The organism is Variovorax sp. MPBD4-3 (assembly GCF_058809745.1).
Map to the genome: position 1 here is coordinate 16552 of NZ_JBXASW010000007.1, position 13354 is coordinate 29905.

13 protein-coding genes are annotated in these 13354 nt (G+C 69.8%); 1 reads left to right on the forward strand and 12 read right to left on the reverse strand.

The genetic code is table 11. From position 1 onward, the window contains the following. Positions 1-134 precede the first annotated feature (134 nt). Genes AC1RVW_RS05950 through AC1RVW_RS06000 form a run of 11 tightly spaced genes read right to left on the reverse strand, consistent with a single transcriptional unit; the run spans position 135 to position 11329 of the window. Positions 135-1124, reverse strand: coding sequence for a Bug family tripartite tricarboxylate transporter substrate binding protein (locus tag AC1RVW_RS05950; RefSeq protein ID WP_493198630.1), 990 nt, complete (start codon positions 1122-1124; stop codon positions 135-137). Continuing rightward, positions 1121-2410, reverse strand: a complete 1290-nt coding sequence (locus AC1RVW_RS05955) for an SDR family oxidoreductase (protein ID WP_493198632.1) — start codon at positions 2408-2410, stop codon at positions 1121-1123. The genes AC1RVW_RS05950 and AC1RVW_RS05955 overlap by 4 nt, the downstream gene beginning before the upstream one ends. Beyond that, positions 2410-2955, reverse strand: coding sequence for a nuclear transport factor 2 family protein (locus AC1RVW_RS05960; protein ID WP_493198634.1), 546 nt, complete (start codon positions 2953-2955; stop codon positions 2410-2412). The genes AC1RVW_RS05955 and AC1RVW_RS05960 overlap by 1 nt, the downstream gene beginning before the upstream one ends. Then, positions 2952-3332: a VOC family protein gene (locus AC1RVW_RS05965; RefSeq protein WP_493198636.1), complete on the reverse strand. Its 381-nt coding sequence runs from the start codon at positions 3330-3332 to the stop codon at positions 2952-2954. Before AC1RVW_RS05965 ends, AC1RVW_RS05960 begins: the two co-directional genes overlap by 4 nt. Next, positions 3329-4087: an SDR family NAD(P)-dependent oxidoreductase gene (locus AC1RVW_RS05970; protein WP_081267621.1), complete on the reverse strand. Its 759-nt coding sequence runs from the start codon at positions 4085-4087 to the stop codon at positions 3329-3331. The genes AC1RVW_RS05965 and AC1RVW_RS05970 overlap by 4 nt, the downstream gene beginning before the upstream one ends. Further along, complete coding sequence (locus tag AC1RVW_RS05975) at positions 4084-6216, reverse strand: acetate--CoA ligase family protein (RefSeq protein ID WP_493198638.1); 2133 nt, start codon at positions 6214-6216, stop codon at positions 4084-4086. The genes AC1RVW_RS05970 and AC1RVW_RS05975 overlap by 4 nt, the downstream gene beginning before the upstream one ends. Before the next feature lies 1 nt (position 6217). Continuing rightward, positions 6218-6979 carry an enoyl-CoA hydratase/isomerase family protein gene (locus tag AC1RVW_RS05980; RefSeq protein WP_081267619.1) on the reverse strand — a complete coding sequence of 254 codons (762 nt, stop codon included), beginning with the start codon at positions 6977-6979 and terminating at the stop codon, positions 6218-6220. Continuing rightward, positions 6976-8088: an acyl-CoA dehydrogenase family protein gene (locus AC1RVW_RS05985; protein ID WP_493198640.1), complete on the reverse strand. Its 1113-nt coding sequence runs from the start codon at positions 8086-8088 to the stop codon at positions 6976-6978. The genes AC1RVW_RS05980 and AC1RVW_RS05985 overlap by 4 nt, the downstream gene beginning before the upstream one ends. 3 nt (positions 8089-8091) lie before the next feature. After that, a complete protein-coding gene (locus tag AC1RVW_RS05990; RefSeq protein ID WP_493198642.1) occupies positions 8092-9252 on the reverse strand; it encodes an acyl-CoA dehydrogenase family protein in 1161 nt (386 codons plus the stop codon). A gap of 28 nt (positions 9253-9280) precedes the next feature. Continuing rightward, entirely contained in the window at positions 9281-10216 is a 936-nt protein-coding gene (locus AC1RVW_RS05995; protein ID WP_493198644.1) for a flavin reductase family protein, read from the reverse strand. A 21-nt stretch (positions 10217-10237) separates the two neighbouring features. After that, positions 10238-11329 carry an LLM class flavin-dependent oxidoreductase gene (locus AC1RVW_RS06000; protein WP_493198646.1) on the reverse strand — a complete coding sequence of 364 codons (1092 nt, stop codon included), beginning with the start codon at positions 11327-11329 and terminating at the stop codon, positions 10238-10240. 75 nt (positions 11330-11404) lie between these two features. Here AC1RVW_RS06000 and AC1RVW_RS06005 point away from each other — a divergent pair, with 75 nt between their 5' ends. Then, entirely contained in the window at positions 11405-12340 is a 936-nt protein-coding gene (locus tag AC1RVW_RS06005) for a LysR family transcriptional regulator (protein WP_234383057.1), read from the forward strand. Here AC1RVW_RS06005 and AC1RVW_RS06010 read toward each other — a convergent pair. Next, positions 12337-13218, reverse strand: coding sequence for an SMP-30/gluconolactonase/LRE family protein (locus AC1RVW_RS06010; protein WP_493198648.1), 882 nt, complete (start codon positions 13216-13218; stop codon positions 12337-12339). The two genes, AC1RVW_RS06005 and AC1RVW_RS06010, sit on opposite strands and share 4 nt — an antisense overlap. Positions 13219-13354 lie beyond the last annotated feature (136 nt).

Below are 13354 nucleotides of genomic sequence, written 5' to 3' on the forward strand. Positions count from 1 at the left end.
CCTGCGTGAACACACTTCCTAGGAGATCCTCATCATGCGTTCGCTTCTGCTCTTGTTTCTCGGCGTGCCGATCCCGGTCATCATCCTGATCGCCCTGTTCTTTCACTAGCCATCAGTGAAGCCGGCCGCATTCGTCAGTCCACCCGCAACCTGGCGACTTTCGCCAGCGACTGCCAGACCGCGAGGTCCCGGTGGACGGTGGCGCCGAACTGCTCCGCGTTCTTGATCGGCGGGCGCGGCATGTTCTGCGCGGCGAACTTCTGGATGATCTCTTCGGTCGACAGGATGCGGTTGATCTCCTGGTTCAGGCGCGCGACCACCTCGCGCGGCGTGGCCGCCGGCGCAAAGATGCCGTACCAGCCGTCCACGTCGGAGCGGTAGCCCTGTTCGGTCAGCGTGGGCACTTCCGGCAGCGCGGGTCCGCGGGCGGAGCCGGTGCTGCCGAGCGCGATCAGCCTGCCGCTGCGGATGTGGGGAACCGGCGATGCGATGTCGACGAAGCCCACGCCGATGATGTTGCCCAGCAGGTCGGTCACCAGCGGCGAGACGCCCTTGTAGGGCACATGCGCGATGCCGATGCCGTACTGGGCCTTGATGCCCTCCAGCACCAGGTGGCCGGTCGAGCCGTTGCCCCACGAGCCGCAGGCCAGCTTGTCGGGGTTGGCCCTGGCCTGGCGAACGAGGTCCGCCAGCGAGCGGATACCCGTCGCCGGGTTCGCCACCAGCAGGATGCCGGCGGCGCCGACCTGCGCGATGGGCAGAAGGTCTTTCTGCGTGTCGTAGGGCATCTTCGGCTGGATGACCGGGTTGATCGCAATCGCCGAGGACGGCGACAGCAGGATGGTGTAGCCATCGGGCGCCGCCTTGGCGACGGTGTCATTGCCGATCAGGCCGTTCGCGCCGGGCTTGTTGTCCACGACCACCGGCTGCCCGAGGGCCTGCTGCAGCGGCACGGACAGCAGGCGCGCGAAGATGTCCGAGCCGGCACCCGGAGGGCCGGGCACCACCAGGCGGATCGGGCGCGCCGGCCAGGCGCCGGCTTCGCTGGCCCATGTATGGCCCTGAAGGGCGAGCAGCCCCGCGCCCGCCAGCAGGCGGCGGCGTGAAATGGTCGGTGAAATCATGCAGGAGTCTCCTTGTTGTGATCTCGGGCCGCGGCGGCGCCGAGGCGAAGCACCTGGCCGGTCAGGAACTGCGCCCGGGGGCCGGCCATGTAGTCGAGCAGCGGCAGGCAGGCGTCGGGTGCGAGATCGCGCGGCAGCTCCAGCGCGTTGATGCGCAGCGCGTGCGAGCCCCATTCGGCGGCCAGCGTGGCGACCAGCATCCGTGCCGCATCGGCATCGCCGGCCATCTGCCAGTCGAGCCCCGGTTCGGGCGCAGGCATCAGCAGCGTGAGGCTGGCGTGCGCCGCATGGCGCGCGCGGAAGCAGCGCGCCGCATCGAGCACCGCATCGAGCACCGCATCGAGCCGAGAGCCCGGCGGCGCATCCAGCGCGCGCGCATCGGCAACACCCGCGTAGCCCGTGGAGCCCGCATGGCTCGCATGGCTCGCATGAGAGCGAACCCATTTGTCCAGGGCGGCGCGCCACAGCGGTTCGCGCACCGCCTCGCAGTTCGGGCGCAAGGGCGCATCGAACGCCAGGGGCGGACGTTCGCAAGGCGGCAACGGCTGGCTGCCTCCGCACACGGACGAACCGCCATCCAGCACCAGCAGCCGGCCGGTGAGCACGCGCGCGCCCGGACTGGCCAGGAAGCACAAGGCGTCGGCCATCTCCTCGGGCTCGGCCATGCGGCCCATGGGAATCTTCGACGCCGCCTGCGCGGGGTCCAGCCGTCCACCGTCGATCAGGCGTTGCACGAGTTCGGTTCTCACGAAACCCGGCGCGAGCGTGGTCACCGTCCAGTCGGGCCTGGCGTGCGCCAGCGCGCGGCTCTGCCCGATCAATCCGGCCTTGCTCGGGCTGTAGAGGCCGCGCCAGGGAATGGCCCTCAGGCCCGCCCCGGAAGCCACGTTGACGATGCGCGCCCCCGGCCGCAAATGCGGGGCGCACGCCTGCACCACGCGCGCCGGTGCCGCCAGGTTGAGCGCCAGCAGGCGCGCCGCGCCGCCGTCGTCATGGCCGGATGTCGCCTCGGCGCCGCCGGCCGACATGCCCGCGTTGTTGATCAGCGCTTCGAGCGGCGGAACCTCCTGGCGCAGGCGTTCGATGCGGGCCGCGTCCGTCAGGTCTGCCACCAGGCCCAGCGGCCTCTGGGCTCCGGCCGGCCAGAGCGCTTCGGTGCGTTCCAATGCGGCCGCGTCGGCGTCGACCAGCACGCAGCGCCATCCCGCGCGCGCCAGGCCCAGCGCCGCGGCGCGGCCGATGCCGGCGCCTGCGCCGGTGATCAGCACGCTGGGAGATCCGGCCATCAGCCGCCTCGCACGTTGTGGAGCAGCGCATACACCGCATCGTGCGGTGCACGGCCGCCGACGGGCTGGCGCGCGCCGAACAGGGCCGCGTCGTCCTGCGCCAGTTCGGGCCGCGTGCGCTCCTCGATCCAGTCATAGACCACGGTTCGCGCGGCCACGCGCCATTCGCCGCCGCGACGCTCGAAGCGATCCGCATAACGGCCGCAAAGAAAAGTCTCGCGATCCGGCTGCGCGGCCGTGGACTGCAATGCAATAAAGCTGCTTTCCACGGCAGCCACGTCGCCGTGCAGTTCGATCAGCACATTGGTGATCTGGTGGACGCGGCGCCCGCCCTGCCGCAGCCTGGGCAGCGCCCGCGCGATGAAGCCGGCGGCACTGCCGTTCCAGGCCCCATGGCAATCGGTGGCGTCCTCCCAGTAGGCCGAACGCAAGGCGTCCTCGTCGCAGCGGTCGATGCCCCGGCAATAGCGCAGCAGGCAGTCGCGGATCGCTTCGCGGTCCAGCAACGACTGCAAGGCTGCCGGCACGGTCTGCGGCTCGCTCATGCGGCGGCGGGCGCGGCGCGCCGGAACAGCTGCAGCAGGTTGCCTTCCGGGTCGCGCAGCGACAGCACGGCGCCGTGGGCACCCATGTCGCGCAGGCCCAGCACCTGGCCGCCGGCGGCCGCAATGCGCTCCGGCGCGCCCTCGAAGTCGTCCACCTCCAGCACCATCACCAGGCCGCCGATGGCAGGCGCGGCCTCCTCGAGGCAGGCCAGCGCCACGTTGGTATTGCCCGCGCCGTACTGGATCCAGCGGTCGCCGTCGCGGAACTTCATCGGCAGGCCGAGCGCGCCTTCATAGAAGCCGTGCAGGCTGGCGGGATCCCTTGCCGCGACGAACACGTTCTGCACCCGCTTGGGCGGTCGCACCGCGCCGCTCACAGCGAGGTCTCCGAGGCGCCGCCGTCCAGGCGCAGCACGTCCGCATTGAAGAAGCGCGATTCGTCGCCGGCCAGGAAGCAGATGGCGTCTGCAATGTCTTCCACCGTGCCCAGGCGGCCCAGCGGGGTGCGGCCGATGCGCTTGGCGTCGAGCTCCGCATTGCGATGCTTGGCCGTGCCCTCGGTGGGGATGGCGCCGGGCGCCACCGCGTTCACGCGGATGTTGCGGGCGCCCAGGTCGGCGGCCGAAGCCCGGGTGATGCCCAGGACGCCGGCCTTGATGCCGCTGTAGACCACCGAGCGCATGGGCGACTTGAAGGCCGCGATGGATGCCACGTTGACGATGGAGCCGCCGCGCTGCGGGTCCATCGCCTCCGCCGCGGCCTGGATGCCCCAGATCACCGACTTGAAGCCGATCTCCACCATGCGGTCCATCACCTCCGGGGTGATTTCGGCAAGCGGCTGGTAGCGCACCCAGGCGGCGTTGTTGACCATGATGTCCAGCCGCCCCGCGTCGCTGGCGAACTGCGCCACCGCCTCGCGCATCCCTTCGCGCGTCGACACGTCGCACGGCAGCCCGATGGCCTGGCCGCCCAGGGCGCGGATCTCGGCCACGGCCTCTTCCACGAATTCCGGCTTCAGGTCGTTGATGCCGACGGTCGCGCCCAGGCGCGCCATGGCGCGCGCGGTGGCGCGGCCGATGCCGTGGCCGGCGCCGCTGATGAAGGCCGCACGGCCTGAAAGAGACATGTTCATGGCTTGGCTTTCATGGTTTGTTCCTCGGGCACCAGCAGCGCATCCAGCGCATGGGCGCCGCGCCCCTGCTCCAGCACCATCAAGGGGTTGATATCGATCTCCGACACGTCCTGGGCATGGCGCGTGGCGAATCGCGACAGCGCCGCGACGGCCCTGGCGGCCGACTGCACGTCGGCCCGGGGCCGCCCGCGCGCGCCGTCGAGCAGCGCGAAGGCCTTGAGCGAGCGCAGCATGGCGGTGGCCTGCGCCTCGTCGACGGGCGCCGGCTGCAGCGCCACGTCCTTGAAGATCTCGGCGAAGATGCCGCCCAGCCCGACCATCACCATCGGACCGAACACCGGGTCTTTCTTGGTGCCCAGGATCAGCTCGACACCCCCCTGCACCATCTGCGCGACCAGCACGCCGGCGATGCGGGCTTCGGGCGCCTTCTGCGCCACGCGCGCCAGCAGGTTCGCGTATTCCTCGAGCAGCTGCGCCTCCGACCGCACGCCGACGAACACGCCGCCGACCTCGGTCTTGTGAGCGATGTCAGGCGAGACGATCTTCAGCACCAGGGGAAAGCCCAGCGCACGAGCCGCGGCCAGCGCCTCGTCACGGTTGGCTGCGATCACCTCCTGCGGCACGGGCAGGCCGGCTTGCGACAGGACGGCCTTGGCGCTTGCCTCGGTGGCGAAGGCTTCCGTCGCCAGCGGCGCGCGCTCGATGGCCGCTGCGGCGGTCTCCGTGGTGCCTCGCGCGCCGAAGCGCAACAGCGCAGCCAGGGTCGCGCAAGCGGCATCGATGCCCTCCACCACCGGGAAGCCCATGCCGTTGAGCGTGGCCCGCACCTCCTGGGGCGCGCGGGCACACAGCAGGATCAGGCGCGAGGGATGGTCCTTGCGCACCTGTTCCAGCGCGGAAAGAAACACATCGCGCAGGCGGGGCAGGTGGAAGGCGTTGGCCGACTGCAGGATCAGCGCGTCGCAACTGGCATCCCGCGCGACGGCATCGAGCATCTGCGCCAGCACTTCGGGCCGGCTCGACACCTGCGCCGTCATGTCCACCGGATTGGAGGGCGAGGCGAAGGGCACCACCGACAGGATGCGCTCCTGCGTGTGCGCGGCCAGCTTGGGCAAAGCCAGGCCCTGCGCGCTGGCCGCATCGGCCAGCAGCACGCCGAAGCCGCCCGAGGCGGTGAGCACGGCCACGCGGTTGCCGCCCGGCACATGCGCCGGGCCGACGACGGACAGCGCGTGGCCCACTTCGAGCAACTGCTCGATGCTGGGCACGCGAATGGCGCCGCCCTTGCGCAGCACGGCGTCGAACACGGCGTCGGAGCAGGCCAGCGCGCCGGTGTGCGAGGCCGCGGCCTCGCTGCCGGCCTCGGAGACCCCGACCTTCAGCACCACCAGCGGCTTGCCGGCCTCGCGGGCCATGGCCATGGCCCGGATCAGCTTGTCGCCGTCGCGGCAGGTTTCCATGCAGCACAGGATCACGCGGGTGCCGGGGTCGCCCGCCAGAGACGCGATGGCGTCGGCGATGTCCACGTCGCATTCGTTGCCCGTGGTCAGCATGCGGCTGACGCCCAGGCCGCGCTCGCCGGCCAGGCGCAGCGTGAAGCTGCCCAGGTTGCCGCTCTGCGAGACGATGCCCACGGAGCCGGCCACGGGAAACGACGACTCCAGCGCCACCGAGAAGGTGGCGATGCTCCTGTCGGGCACGCCGATCGCGCCCAGGCAGTTCGGGCCGACCACGCGCATGCCGGCGGCGCGGGCCACCTCGCCGATCTGCTCCTGCAGTTGGCGGCCTTCATCGCCCATCTCGGAGAATCCGGCGGACAGGATCACCGCGGCCTTCACGCCGCGCCGGGCGCAGCCGCGCACCGCGTCGAGCACGCCCGCGGGCGGCACGGCGACCACGGCCAGCTCGGGTACTTCAGGCACGTCGTCCACGCCCGCATAGGCCGGCAGGGACTGCACCAGTCCGCCCTTGCGGTTGATCGGGTAGATGCCGCCCGCATAGCCATACTTCAGCAGGAACTGCAGCGGACGGCCGCCGATCTTGGTGACGTCGTCCGACGCACCGAAGATGGCGATCGAGCGCGGGCTGAACAGCGCGTCCATGCCGCGCCCCACTTCCACGGCCCGCATCTCAGCGCCCCTTGTAGACAGGCTTGCGCTTCTCAAGGAAGGCCTTGCGGGCCTCCTGCGCATCCTCGGTCCGCGACAGGGCCATGGTGATGTTCTGCTCGAAGCGGTAGCCGTCGCGCTGCGGCATCAGGTCCATCATGTTGGCGGCCTGCTTGGCATAGGCCACGGCCATCGGTGCCTTGGAGGCGATCTCCTGCGCGATCTCCATGGCCAGCGGCATCAGCTCCCCGGCGGGCACCACCTCGTCGAGCACGCCACGGCGGTACAGCTCGGCCGCGGACACCTTCATGCCGGTGAAGAACATGCGGCGCGTGAACGAACGCCCGAACATGGTCCTGAGCATCGAGACACCGCCCGCGAGCCCCACGTTGATCTCCGGCATGGCGAAGGTCGCGTCGTCGCTCGCCAGGAAGATGTCGCAGGCGGCCATGAGGCCGAAGCCCGCCCCCAGCGCGGGACCGTTGACCGCGGCGATCACCGGCTTGGCGCATTCGCGGATGGCGTTGCCGGTCTCGCGCGTCCAGCGGTTGTGGTCGAGAAAGTCGCCCGCCTTCCCGGCGTCGGGGCGGTCCTTGAGGTCCGCGCCGGAGCAGAAGAACTTGCCGGTGCCCGTGAGGATCGCCACGCGCACGTCGGCGCGCTCGGACACCTCGTCGAAGATCTCGATCAGGCGGCGGCGGGTGGCGCGGTCGAGCGCATTGACCGGCGGCTTGTCCAGCCGGATGACGGCGATGTGGTCGGAAACTTCCAGATTGATGCTCATCGCACACTCCCGGTTTGGTTGGAAAGAGAAGCAGTCGGCGTGGCGCACGCCTGCGGCGCCAGCAACCGGGCGACATGCAGGAGCCGGTCGCCGTAGCGGAACTCCGAGGCGATGAGGCGCTGCGCGGTGCGGGTGGCCAGCACCTCCTCGCTCACGCCCATGCCGCCGTGCATCTGGATGGCCGATTCGGCGCAGGCGCGCGCCGACTCGGCCAGCGACACCTTGGCCAGGCGCAGCGTGCGGCGCAGGCCGGCCGCGTGCTGCTCGTGTTCGTGGAAGCAATGGATCACCAGGCCCTTGGCGCCCAGGTACTTCACGTACATGTCGGCCACGCGATGGCGCAGCACCTGGAAGGTGGAAAGCGCCACGCCGAACTGGCGCCGCTCCTTCAGGTGACTGACGGTCTCGCGGATGAGCGTGGCCATCGCGGCCACCGTGTCGGCGGCGGTCAGCAGCAAGGCGGCATCGGTGGCCTTCTCCAGCGCCTCGCGGGCGGCAGCGCCACGCGCGATGCACGCGCCCTCGGGCACGGCGAGCCCCTGCAGCGCGAAGTCCGCGCCCTCGCGGCCCTCCATGGTCCTGTAGCGGGCCTTCGGTGCGCCGACGCGCTCGGCGTCGACCAGGAAGATGGCGTCCTCGCCATCGACCCGCGCGGGCACGAGGTAGTGCGAGGCAGGCAGCGTGACGTCGACGCCCTGCACCGTGCCGCCCAGCTCGTAGCCGATGTCCAGGTGCCGGGCCGCCAGGGCGGTGTCGTCGGGCATGCCGGACAGCGCGGTCAGCGGCGCCACCTGCGCGCTGCCGTCGGCCACGGCCTCCAGCCAGCGCCCGGCCGTCTCTGCACCCGCCGCCTGCAACAGCAGCGGCACGACGGCGCAGGTCTCGACCACCGGAAGCTGCAGGCCATGCGTGGCCAGCCCCTCGACGATGGACGCGAGATCGCTCAGGCTGCCGCCGACGCCGCCGGCCTCCTCGGGCACGAGGGTGGCCGTCCAGCCCAGTTCGCGCACGGGGTCGCCCTGCAGCGCCCGGTCCGCGTGATCCTGGGCATAGCGGCTCGCCGAATCCAGCAGCATGCCGGGAAAGAGCGATGGGAAGGATGTGAACATGGCTCAGGCTCCCAGCAGTTCGTTGGCGACGACGTTGCGCTGCACCTCGGAGGTGCCGCCGGCGATGGTGCGGGCGCGCGTGAACATGTAGTTCTGTATCCAGGTGGCGTCGGGCACGTCATCCCCCGCATCGGCAAGGAAGCGATGGGCCGCATCGGGGCCGACCGCGTCCAGCGCGATGGTCGTCAGCCGCTGCGCGACGTCGGCGCAGGTCATCTTGATGACGGAGGGCTGCACGCCCAGCGGGCGCTGGTGGATCAGGTCGTCGGTGGCCTGCGCCATCATCAAGCGCGCGCCTTTCACGTCGGCCTCGCACAGCAACAGCTTGTGGTGCAGCCCGCCGAAGTCGCGCCGGCCCGCGGCGGCGCGGCTCGCCTCCTCGACCAGTTGCGTGACCTGGCGGCGCATGAGCTCCAGCCGCGCCACGTTGGCCGGCGGCAGGCGTTCGCGCTCGAGCAGGAACTTCGCGCAGGTCCAGCCCTTGCCGACCTCGCCCACGAGGTTGTCGGCGCGCACGCGCACTTCGTCGAAGAACACCTCGTTGAGGTGATGCCAGCCGTCGATGGTCTTGATGGGGCGCACGGTGATGCCCGGGCTGTCCATGGGCACCAGCAGCAGCGAGATGCCTTCCTGCTTCTTCGCCTCCTTCGAGGTGCGAACCAGCATGTAGATCATGCTGGCCTCGTGCGCATGCGAGGTCCAGATCTTCTGGCCGTTGACGACCCACTCGCCGCCGTCGAGCCGCGCACTGGTCGACAGCGAGGCCAGGTCGGAGCCCGAGCCCGGCTCCGAATAGCCCTGGCACCACCAGTCCGAGCCGTCGAGGATGCGCGGCAGGAACCGGGCTTTCTGCTCGGGCGTGCCGAAACGGATGATCACCGGGCCGATGTGGCCCAGGCCGTGGTGATAGAGAGGCGGACAGTCGTTCTCGGCCATCACCTCCTCGAAGATGAGGCGCTGGCGGATGTCCCATCCGGTGCCGCCGGCTTCGACCGGCCAGCTCGGCGCGCCCCAGCCACGGGTGGCGAGGATCTTCTGCCAGGCCTGGTACTCGCGCTTGGTGATCTTCTGCCCGGCCGCGACGACGGCGCGGATCTCGGGTGGGCAGGCATCGCGCGCGAACGAGTCGAGTTCGCGCCGGAAGCCGGCGTAGTCGATGGACATCTTGTCTCCTGTGGAATGACGGAAAGGCTCAGCCCCTGCGCAACTGCGTGATCAGCTCGTCCAGGGCGGCCGCGGCGCCGTCGGCATCGCGCCGGCGCAGGTTGTGCGCCACCTTGCGGCGCAGCGGAAAAAGGTCGGGGCGCGGACGCACCGAGAGCACGTGCGTCATGCGCTCGCGCAGCACGCTGGTCATGGTCTGTGCCATCAGCGTCAGCGCCTCGTTGTGGCCTGCGGCCGCGATCGAGGCGAAGAACGCGCTGGCGGAGGCAATGCGCTCCTTCAGCGGTGCGTCGTCGGGGTGCGCCTCGATGGTGTCGGCGGCCTCGTGCACCGCGTCCAGCTCGGCCTCGGTGGCGCGTTCGCTGGCCAGGCGCAGCAGCGTGCCGTAGAGCGTGCGATAGGCCTCGTCGATGTCGGCGTCTCCCAGCCGCCCTTCCACGACCAGCTTGCGCAGCGACTCGGCCAGCTTCATGTAGGCGCCCTTGTAGAACACCAGCGCCTGCTCGGACGCCCCGGCGCTCAGGTGGCGCACCTCGCCGATGAAGATGGTGTGGTCGCCCGCCTCGTGCGCGGCATGCACGCTGCACTCGAAGCCCACCAGGCAGTCGTCGATCAACGGCATGCCCAGCGAGCCCGCGCGCCAGCGCACGCCGTCGAACTTGTCCTCGATCTTGCTCGACGCGAAGCGGCCCGACAGCGCGTCCTGCTGCTCGGACAGGATGTTGATGGCAAAGCCGTCCGCTGCCTGGAAGGTGGACAGCAGGCGGCTGGCATTGCGCAGGCTGAACAGCACCAGCGGCGGATCCAGCGACACCGAGCTGAACGAGTTGCAGGTCAGGCCCGCGGGCTGCCCGTCGGGTGCGCGCGTGGTGATGACGGCCACGCCGGTCGGAAAGCAACCGAGCAGCTGGCGGAACTGGGCGGGCTCGATGAGCGAGCGGATGCCTTCGGCGGCTTCGGACATGGCGTCTCCAGGCACGCGGGCTCAGGCCGCGGCGAGTTCGGCCTTGGCCGCCGGCCGGTGCGGCGGATCGTTGGCGATCTCCTGCTGCACCGTCGGAATGATGACCTTGCCCCACACCTCGAGCTGGCGCAGCATGGTCGGGTGGTCGAAGTCGCCCATCTGGGTCTGGAAGCAGTAGTGCACCGGCTTGAGCGTGCGGATCTCGTTGACCACGCGTTCGATCACGGTGTCGATGTCGCCCACGGGCAGCAGCGTGCGCATCTCGTCCAGCGAGGGTTCGCCTTCGACGATGCCTTCCTCGACCTGGTAGTCGTCGGCGATCTGCGCGGTGCGGCGCTTCAGGCTGACGGCGATGCGGCGCTGGTAGCGCGCGCACTCGAGGTAGCTTTCCACCTCGGCCTTGTCGTTGCTCGCAAAGGCCGCGCGCAGCAGGCCGACCTGCACGCCCGCGGGGTCCTTGCCCTCGGCCGCGGCCACCTTGTCGATGAGGCCACGGGTGCTCGCCAGCTTCTCCAGCCCGCCGTCGCCGCCGGAGACGAACACGTGGTGATCGGACTTCACGGCGCGCGACAGGAAGGCCGGGTCGACGCTGGTGATCCACATCGGCGGCATCGGCCGCTGCACCGCGCGCTGGCTGATCGCGCTCATGGGCTGCTGGTAGTACTCGCCGTCATAGCTGAACTTGGGCTGCCGCAGGCCGGCTTCGAGCATGTCGAGCATCTCGAAGGTGCGGCCCTTGGCCGACTCCAGCGACACGCCGAAGCGCTCGAACTCGAAGTGCTGGTAGCCAGAGCCGATGCCCAGGTTCAGGCGGCCGTTGGACAGCTGGTCGACCATCGCCACGTCCGCGATCAGGCGCGCCGGCGTGTACAGCGGAGCGACGACAATGCCCGTGCCCAGGCGGATGTTGCGCGTGACCGCGGCGCAGTGCGCGATCATGGTCAGCGGCGACGAGCACATGCCGTAGTTGCTGAAGTGGTGCTCGGCGTACCAAGCGGCACCGAAGCCCAGTTCGTCCGCCAGGCGCGTCTGCTCGACGGCGTCGCGCAGAATCTGGTGGGACGTCTTATGCTTGTTCCGTTGCTGCATCAAAATGAAGATTCCGAAGTCCATCGCTGTTGCTCCTGGTTGGCTGGTTCTGATCGAGGCCAATCGTAGGAACTCGAGCCCTCGCTGGATCACCAGCGCATGCACAGCTTCTTTGCGTCTTTCGAAATGAAAGCGCTCGATTCGCTGCGCATCTTTGTCGCCACCCAGCGCAAGGGGAGCCTCTCGGCCGCGGCCCGCAGCCTCAGTCTTTCGCCGGCGACCATCTCGCGGCGCATCAGTGCGATGGAGGAAGAACTGGGCGTGCAGCTGGTGGACCGCACCAGCCGCAACCTCAAGGTGACCGAAGCGGGCCAGGCCTTCCTGGAGCGGGCCGAGGCGATGCTGGAGCTCATGAACGAGGCCGAGCAGGCCGTGCACAGCGCGCGCGAACGGCCGGAAGGCCGCCTGCGCGTGCACTCCCGGACACACATCGCCCTGCGGGTGCTGGCACCGCTGCTGCCGCGTTTCGCGGAGCTCTATCCGGACATCCGAGTCGAGCTGGAACTCTCGGAGCATCCGATCAACCTGGTGGACCAGGACTTCGATGTCGACATCCGCACCGGTGAGTCCAACGATTCGGGCTTCGTCATCAAGCGGCTGCTGTCGAGCGACGAGGTGCTGGTGGCCAGCCCGGCCTTCCTGAAGACCTACTCCCGCATCCGGCATCCCTCCGACTTGCCGCAGGTGCGCTGCCTCACCTATCGGCGCGACCGCGAGATCACCACCTGGAAGTACATCGACCAGGCCGGAGAGCAGCAGGAGCTGCTCATCCAGGGCGTGCTGAGCGCCAACAACGGCGAGGTGCTGCGGCTGGCCGCCATCGGCGGCATGGGCGTGGCGCTGCTGTCCGAGGCCACCGTTCGCGACGACTTGCGCGAAGGCGCCCTGGTGCGGCTGCTGCCCGAATACCGCTTTGCGGTGCGGGCCTTCTCGAACGGCATCTTCGCCGTCTTCCGGCAAAGCCGTGTGCTTCCGCTGAAGGTGCGGGCCTTCGTGGACTACGTGGCGGACGCGATGAGAAGCGAGACCGGCTAGCAATCCCCGAAGTGATGGGGCAGTCGTCCCGCCGCGGGAAGACCCTCGAGCTGGAACAGGCCGCCGTCCTGCGCCAGCGTGCCCTCCAGCCGCGTGCTGCGCGAAATGCTCGTGAGGTACAGGTGTTCAAGGCGCGGCCCGCCAAAGCAGATGCTCGTCGGATAGCTCACCGGCAGCTCGATCACGCGGTCCAGTTCGCCGTCCGGCGCGTAGCGCGCGAGCCTGGCGGCGCGGGTCAGCACGGTCCAGAGAAACCCTTGCGAATCGGTCGTTGCGCCGTCGGGACCGGAGTCGAAGGCCTGCGTGCGAGCAAAGACGCGCTTGTTGCGCAGGGGACCGTCCGGGTCGTAGTCGTAGGCCCAGATGATCCGCTCCAGGCTGTCGGCCAGGTAGAGCACGGCGCCGTCGGGGCTGAAGCAAGGCCCATTGGCAAAGCCGATGTCGTCGGCCAGTTGTTCCACCCGGCAGTCGGTGCGCAGCCGGTAGAGCCCGCCCATCACGGGCTCGCCGGCCTGGCGGTCGATGTGCATGGTGCCCGCCAGGAAGTTGCCGGCCGCATCGCATTTGCCGTCGTTGAAGCGAACCTTCGGATGGTCCACGGGAATGCCGGCCAGGTGCTCCAGCCTGCGCGTGGCGAAGTCATAGCGCGCGAAGCTGTTGCGCAGGGCCACCACGACGGCCGCGCTGCGGCAGGGCGCGATCGAGCCCACGGGCGCGGGCAGCTGGTGGCGTTCGGCCTGCACGGCATCCAGGGGCAGCCTCCAGAGCGTGCCGGGCAGTGCGTCGATCCAGGTCAGGGCCTGGGCGTCGGCATCCCAGCAGGGGCTCTCGCCCAATTGGTCTTTGGTCGTCCCGACTCTGGTGATCTTCACGGTCATCGGCCAAGTGTGTGGGCGGGCCGGGGGGTCCCGGCTGCGGATCGCGCAAAGCTGCTTTTCATTCCCTGCCGATCCACACGCCGGGCGGCCATCTAGACTGATTCGAGAGTCCGGATCCGGACCGAAGCTGGAGACA

Coding starts and splice junctions, on each gene's coding strand:
- AC1RVW_RS06010 (WP_493198648.1), bottom strand. CDS start 13,218: ATGACCGTGAAGATCACCAGAGTCGGGACGACCAAAGACCAATTGGGC.
- AC1RVW_RS05985 (WP_493198640.1), bottom strand. CDS start 8,088: ATGTTCACATCCTTCCCATCGCTCTTTCCCGGCATGCTGCTGGATTCG.
- AC1RVW_RS05995 (WP_493198644.1), bottom strand. CDS start 10,216: ATGTCCGAAGCCGCCGAAGGCATCCGCTCGCTCATCGAGCCCGCCCAG.
- AC1RVW_RS05955 (WP_493198632.1), bottom strand. CDS start 2,410: ATGGCCGGATCTCCCAGCGTGCTGATCACCGGCGCAGGCGCCGGCATC.
- AC1RVW_RS05950 (WP_493198630.1), bottom strand. CDS start 1,124: ATGATTTCACCGACCATTTCACGCCGCCGCCTGCTGGCGGGCGCGGGG.
- AC1RVW_RS06000 (WP_493198646.1), bottom strand. CDS start 11,329: ATGGACTTCGGAATCTTCATTTTGATGCAGCAACGGAACAAGCATAAG.
- AC1RVW_RS05960 (WP_493198634.1), bottom strand. CDS start 2,955: ATGAGCGAGCCGCAGACCGTGCCGGCAGCCTTGCAGTCGTTGCTGGAC.
- AC1RVW_RS05970 (WP_081267621.1), bottom strand. CDS start 4,087: ATGAACATGTCTCTTTCAGGCCGTGCGGCCTTCATCAGCGGCGCCGGC.
- AC1RVW_RS06005 (WP_234383057.1), top strand. CDS start 11,405: ATGCACAGCTTCTTTGCGTCTTTCGAAATGAAAGCGCTCGATTCGCTG.
- AC1RVW_RS05980 (WP_081267619.1), bottom strand. CDS start 6,979: ATGAGCATCAATCTGGAAGTTTCCGACCACATCGCCGTCATCCGGCTG.
- AC1RVW_RS05975 (WP_493198638.1), bottom strand. CDS start 6,216: ATGCGGGCCGTGGAAGTGGGGCGCGGCATGGACGCGCTGTTCAGCCCG.
- AC1RVW_RS05990 (WP_493198642.1), bottom strand. CDS start 9,252: ATGTCCATCGACTACGCCGGCTTCCGGCGCGAACTCGACTCGTTCGCG.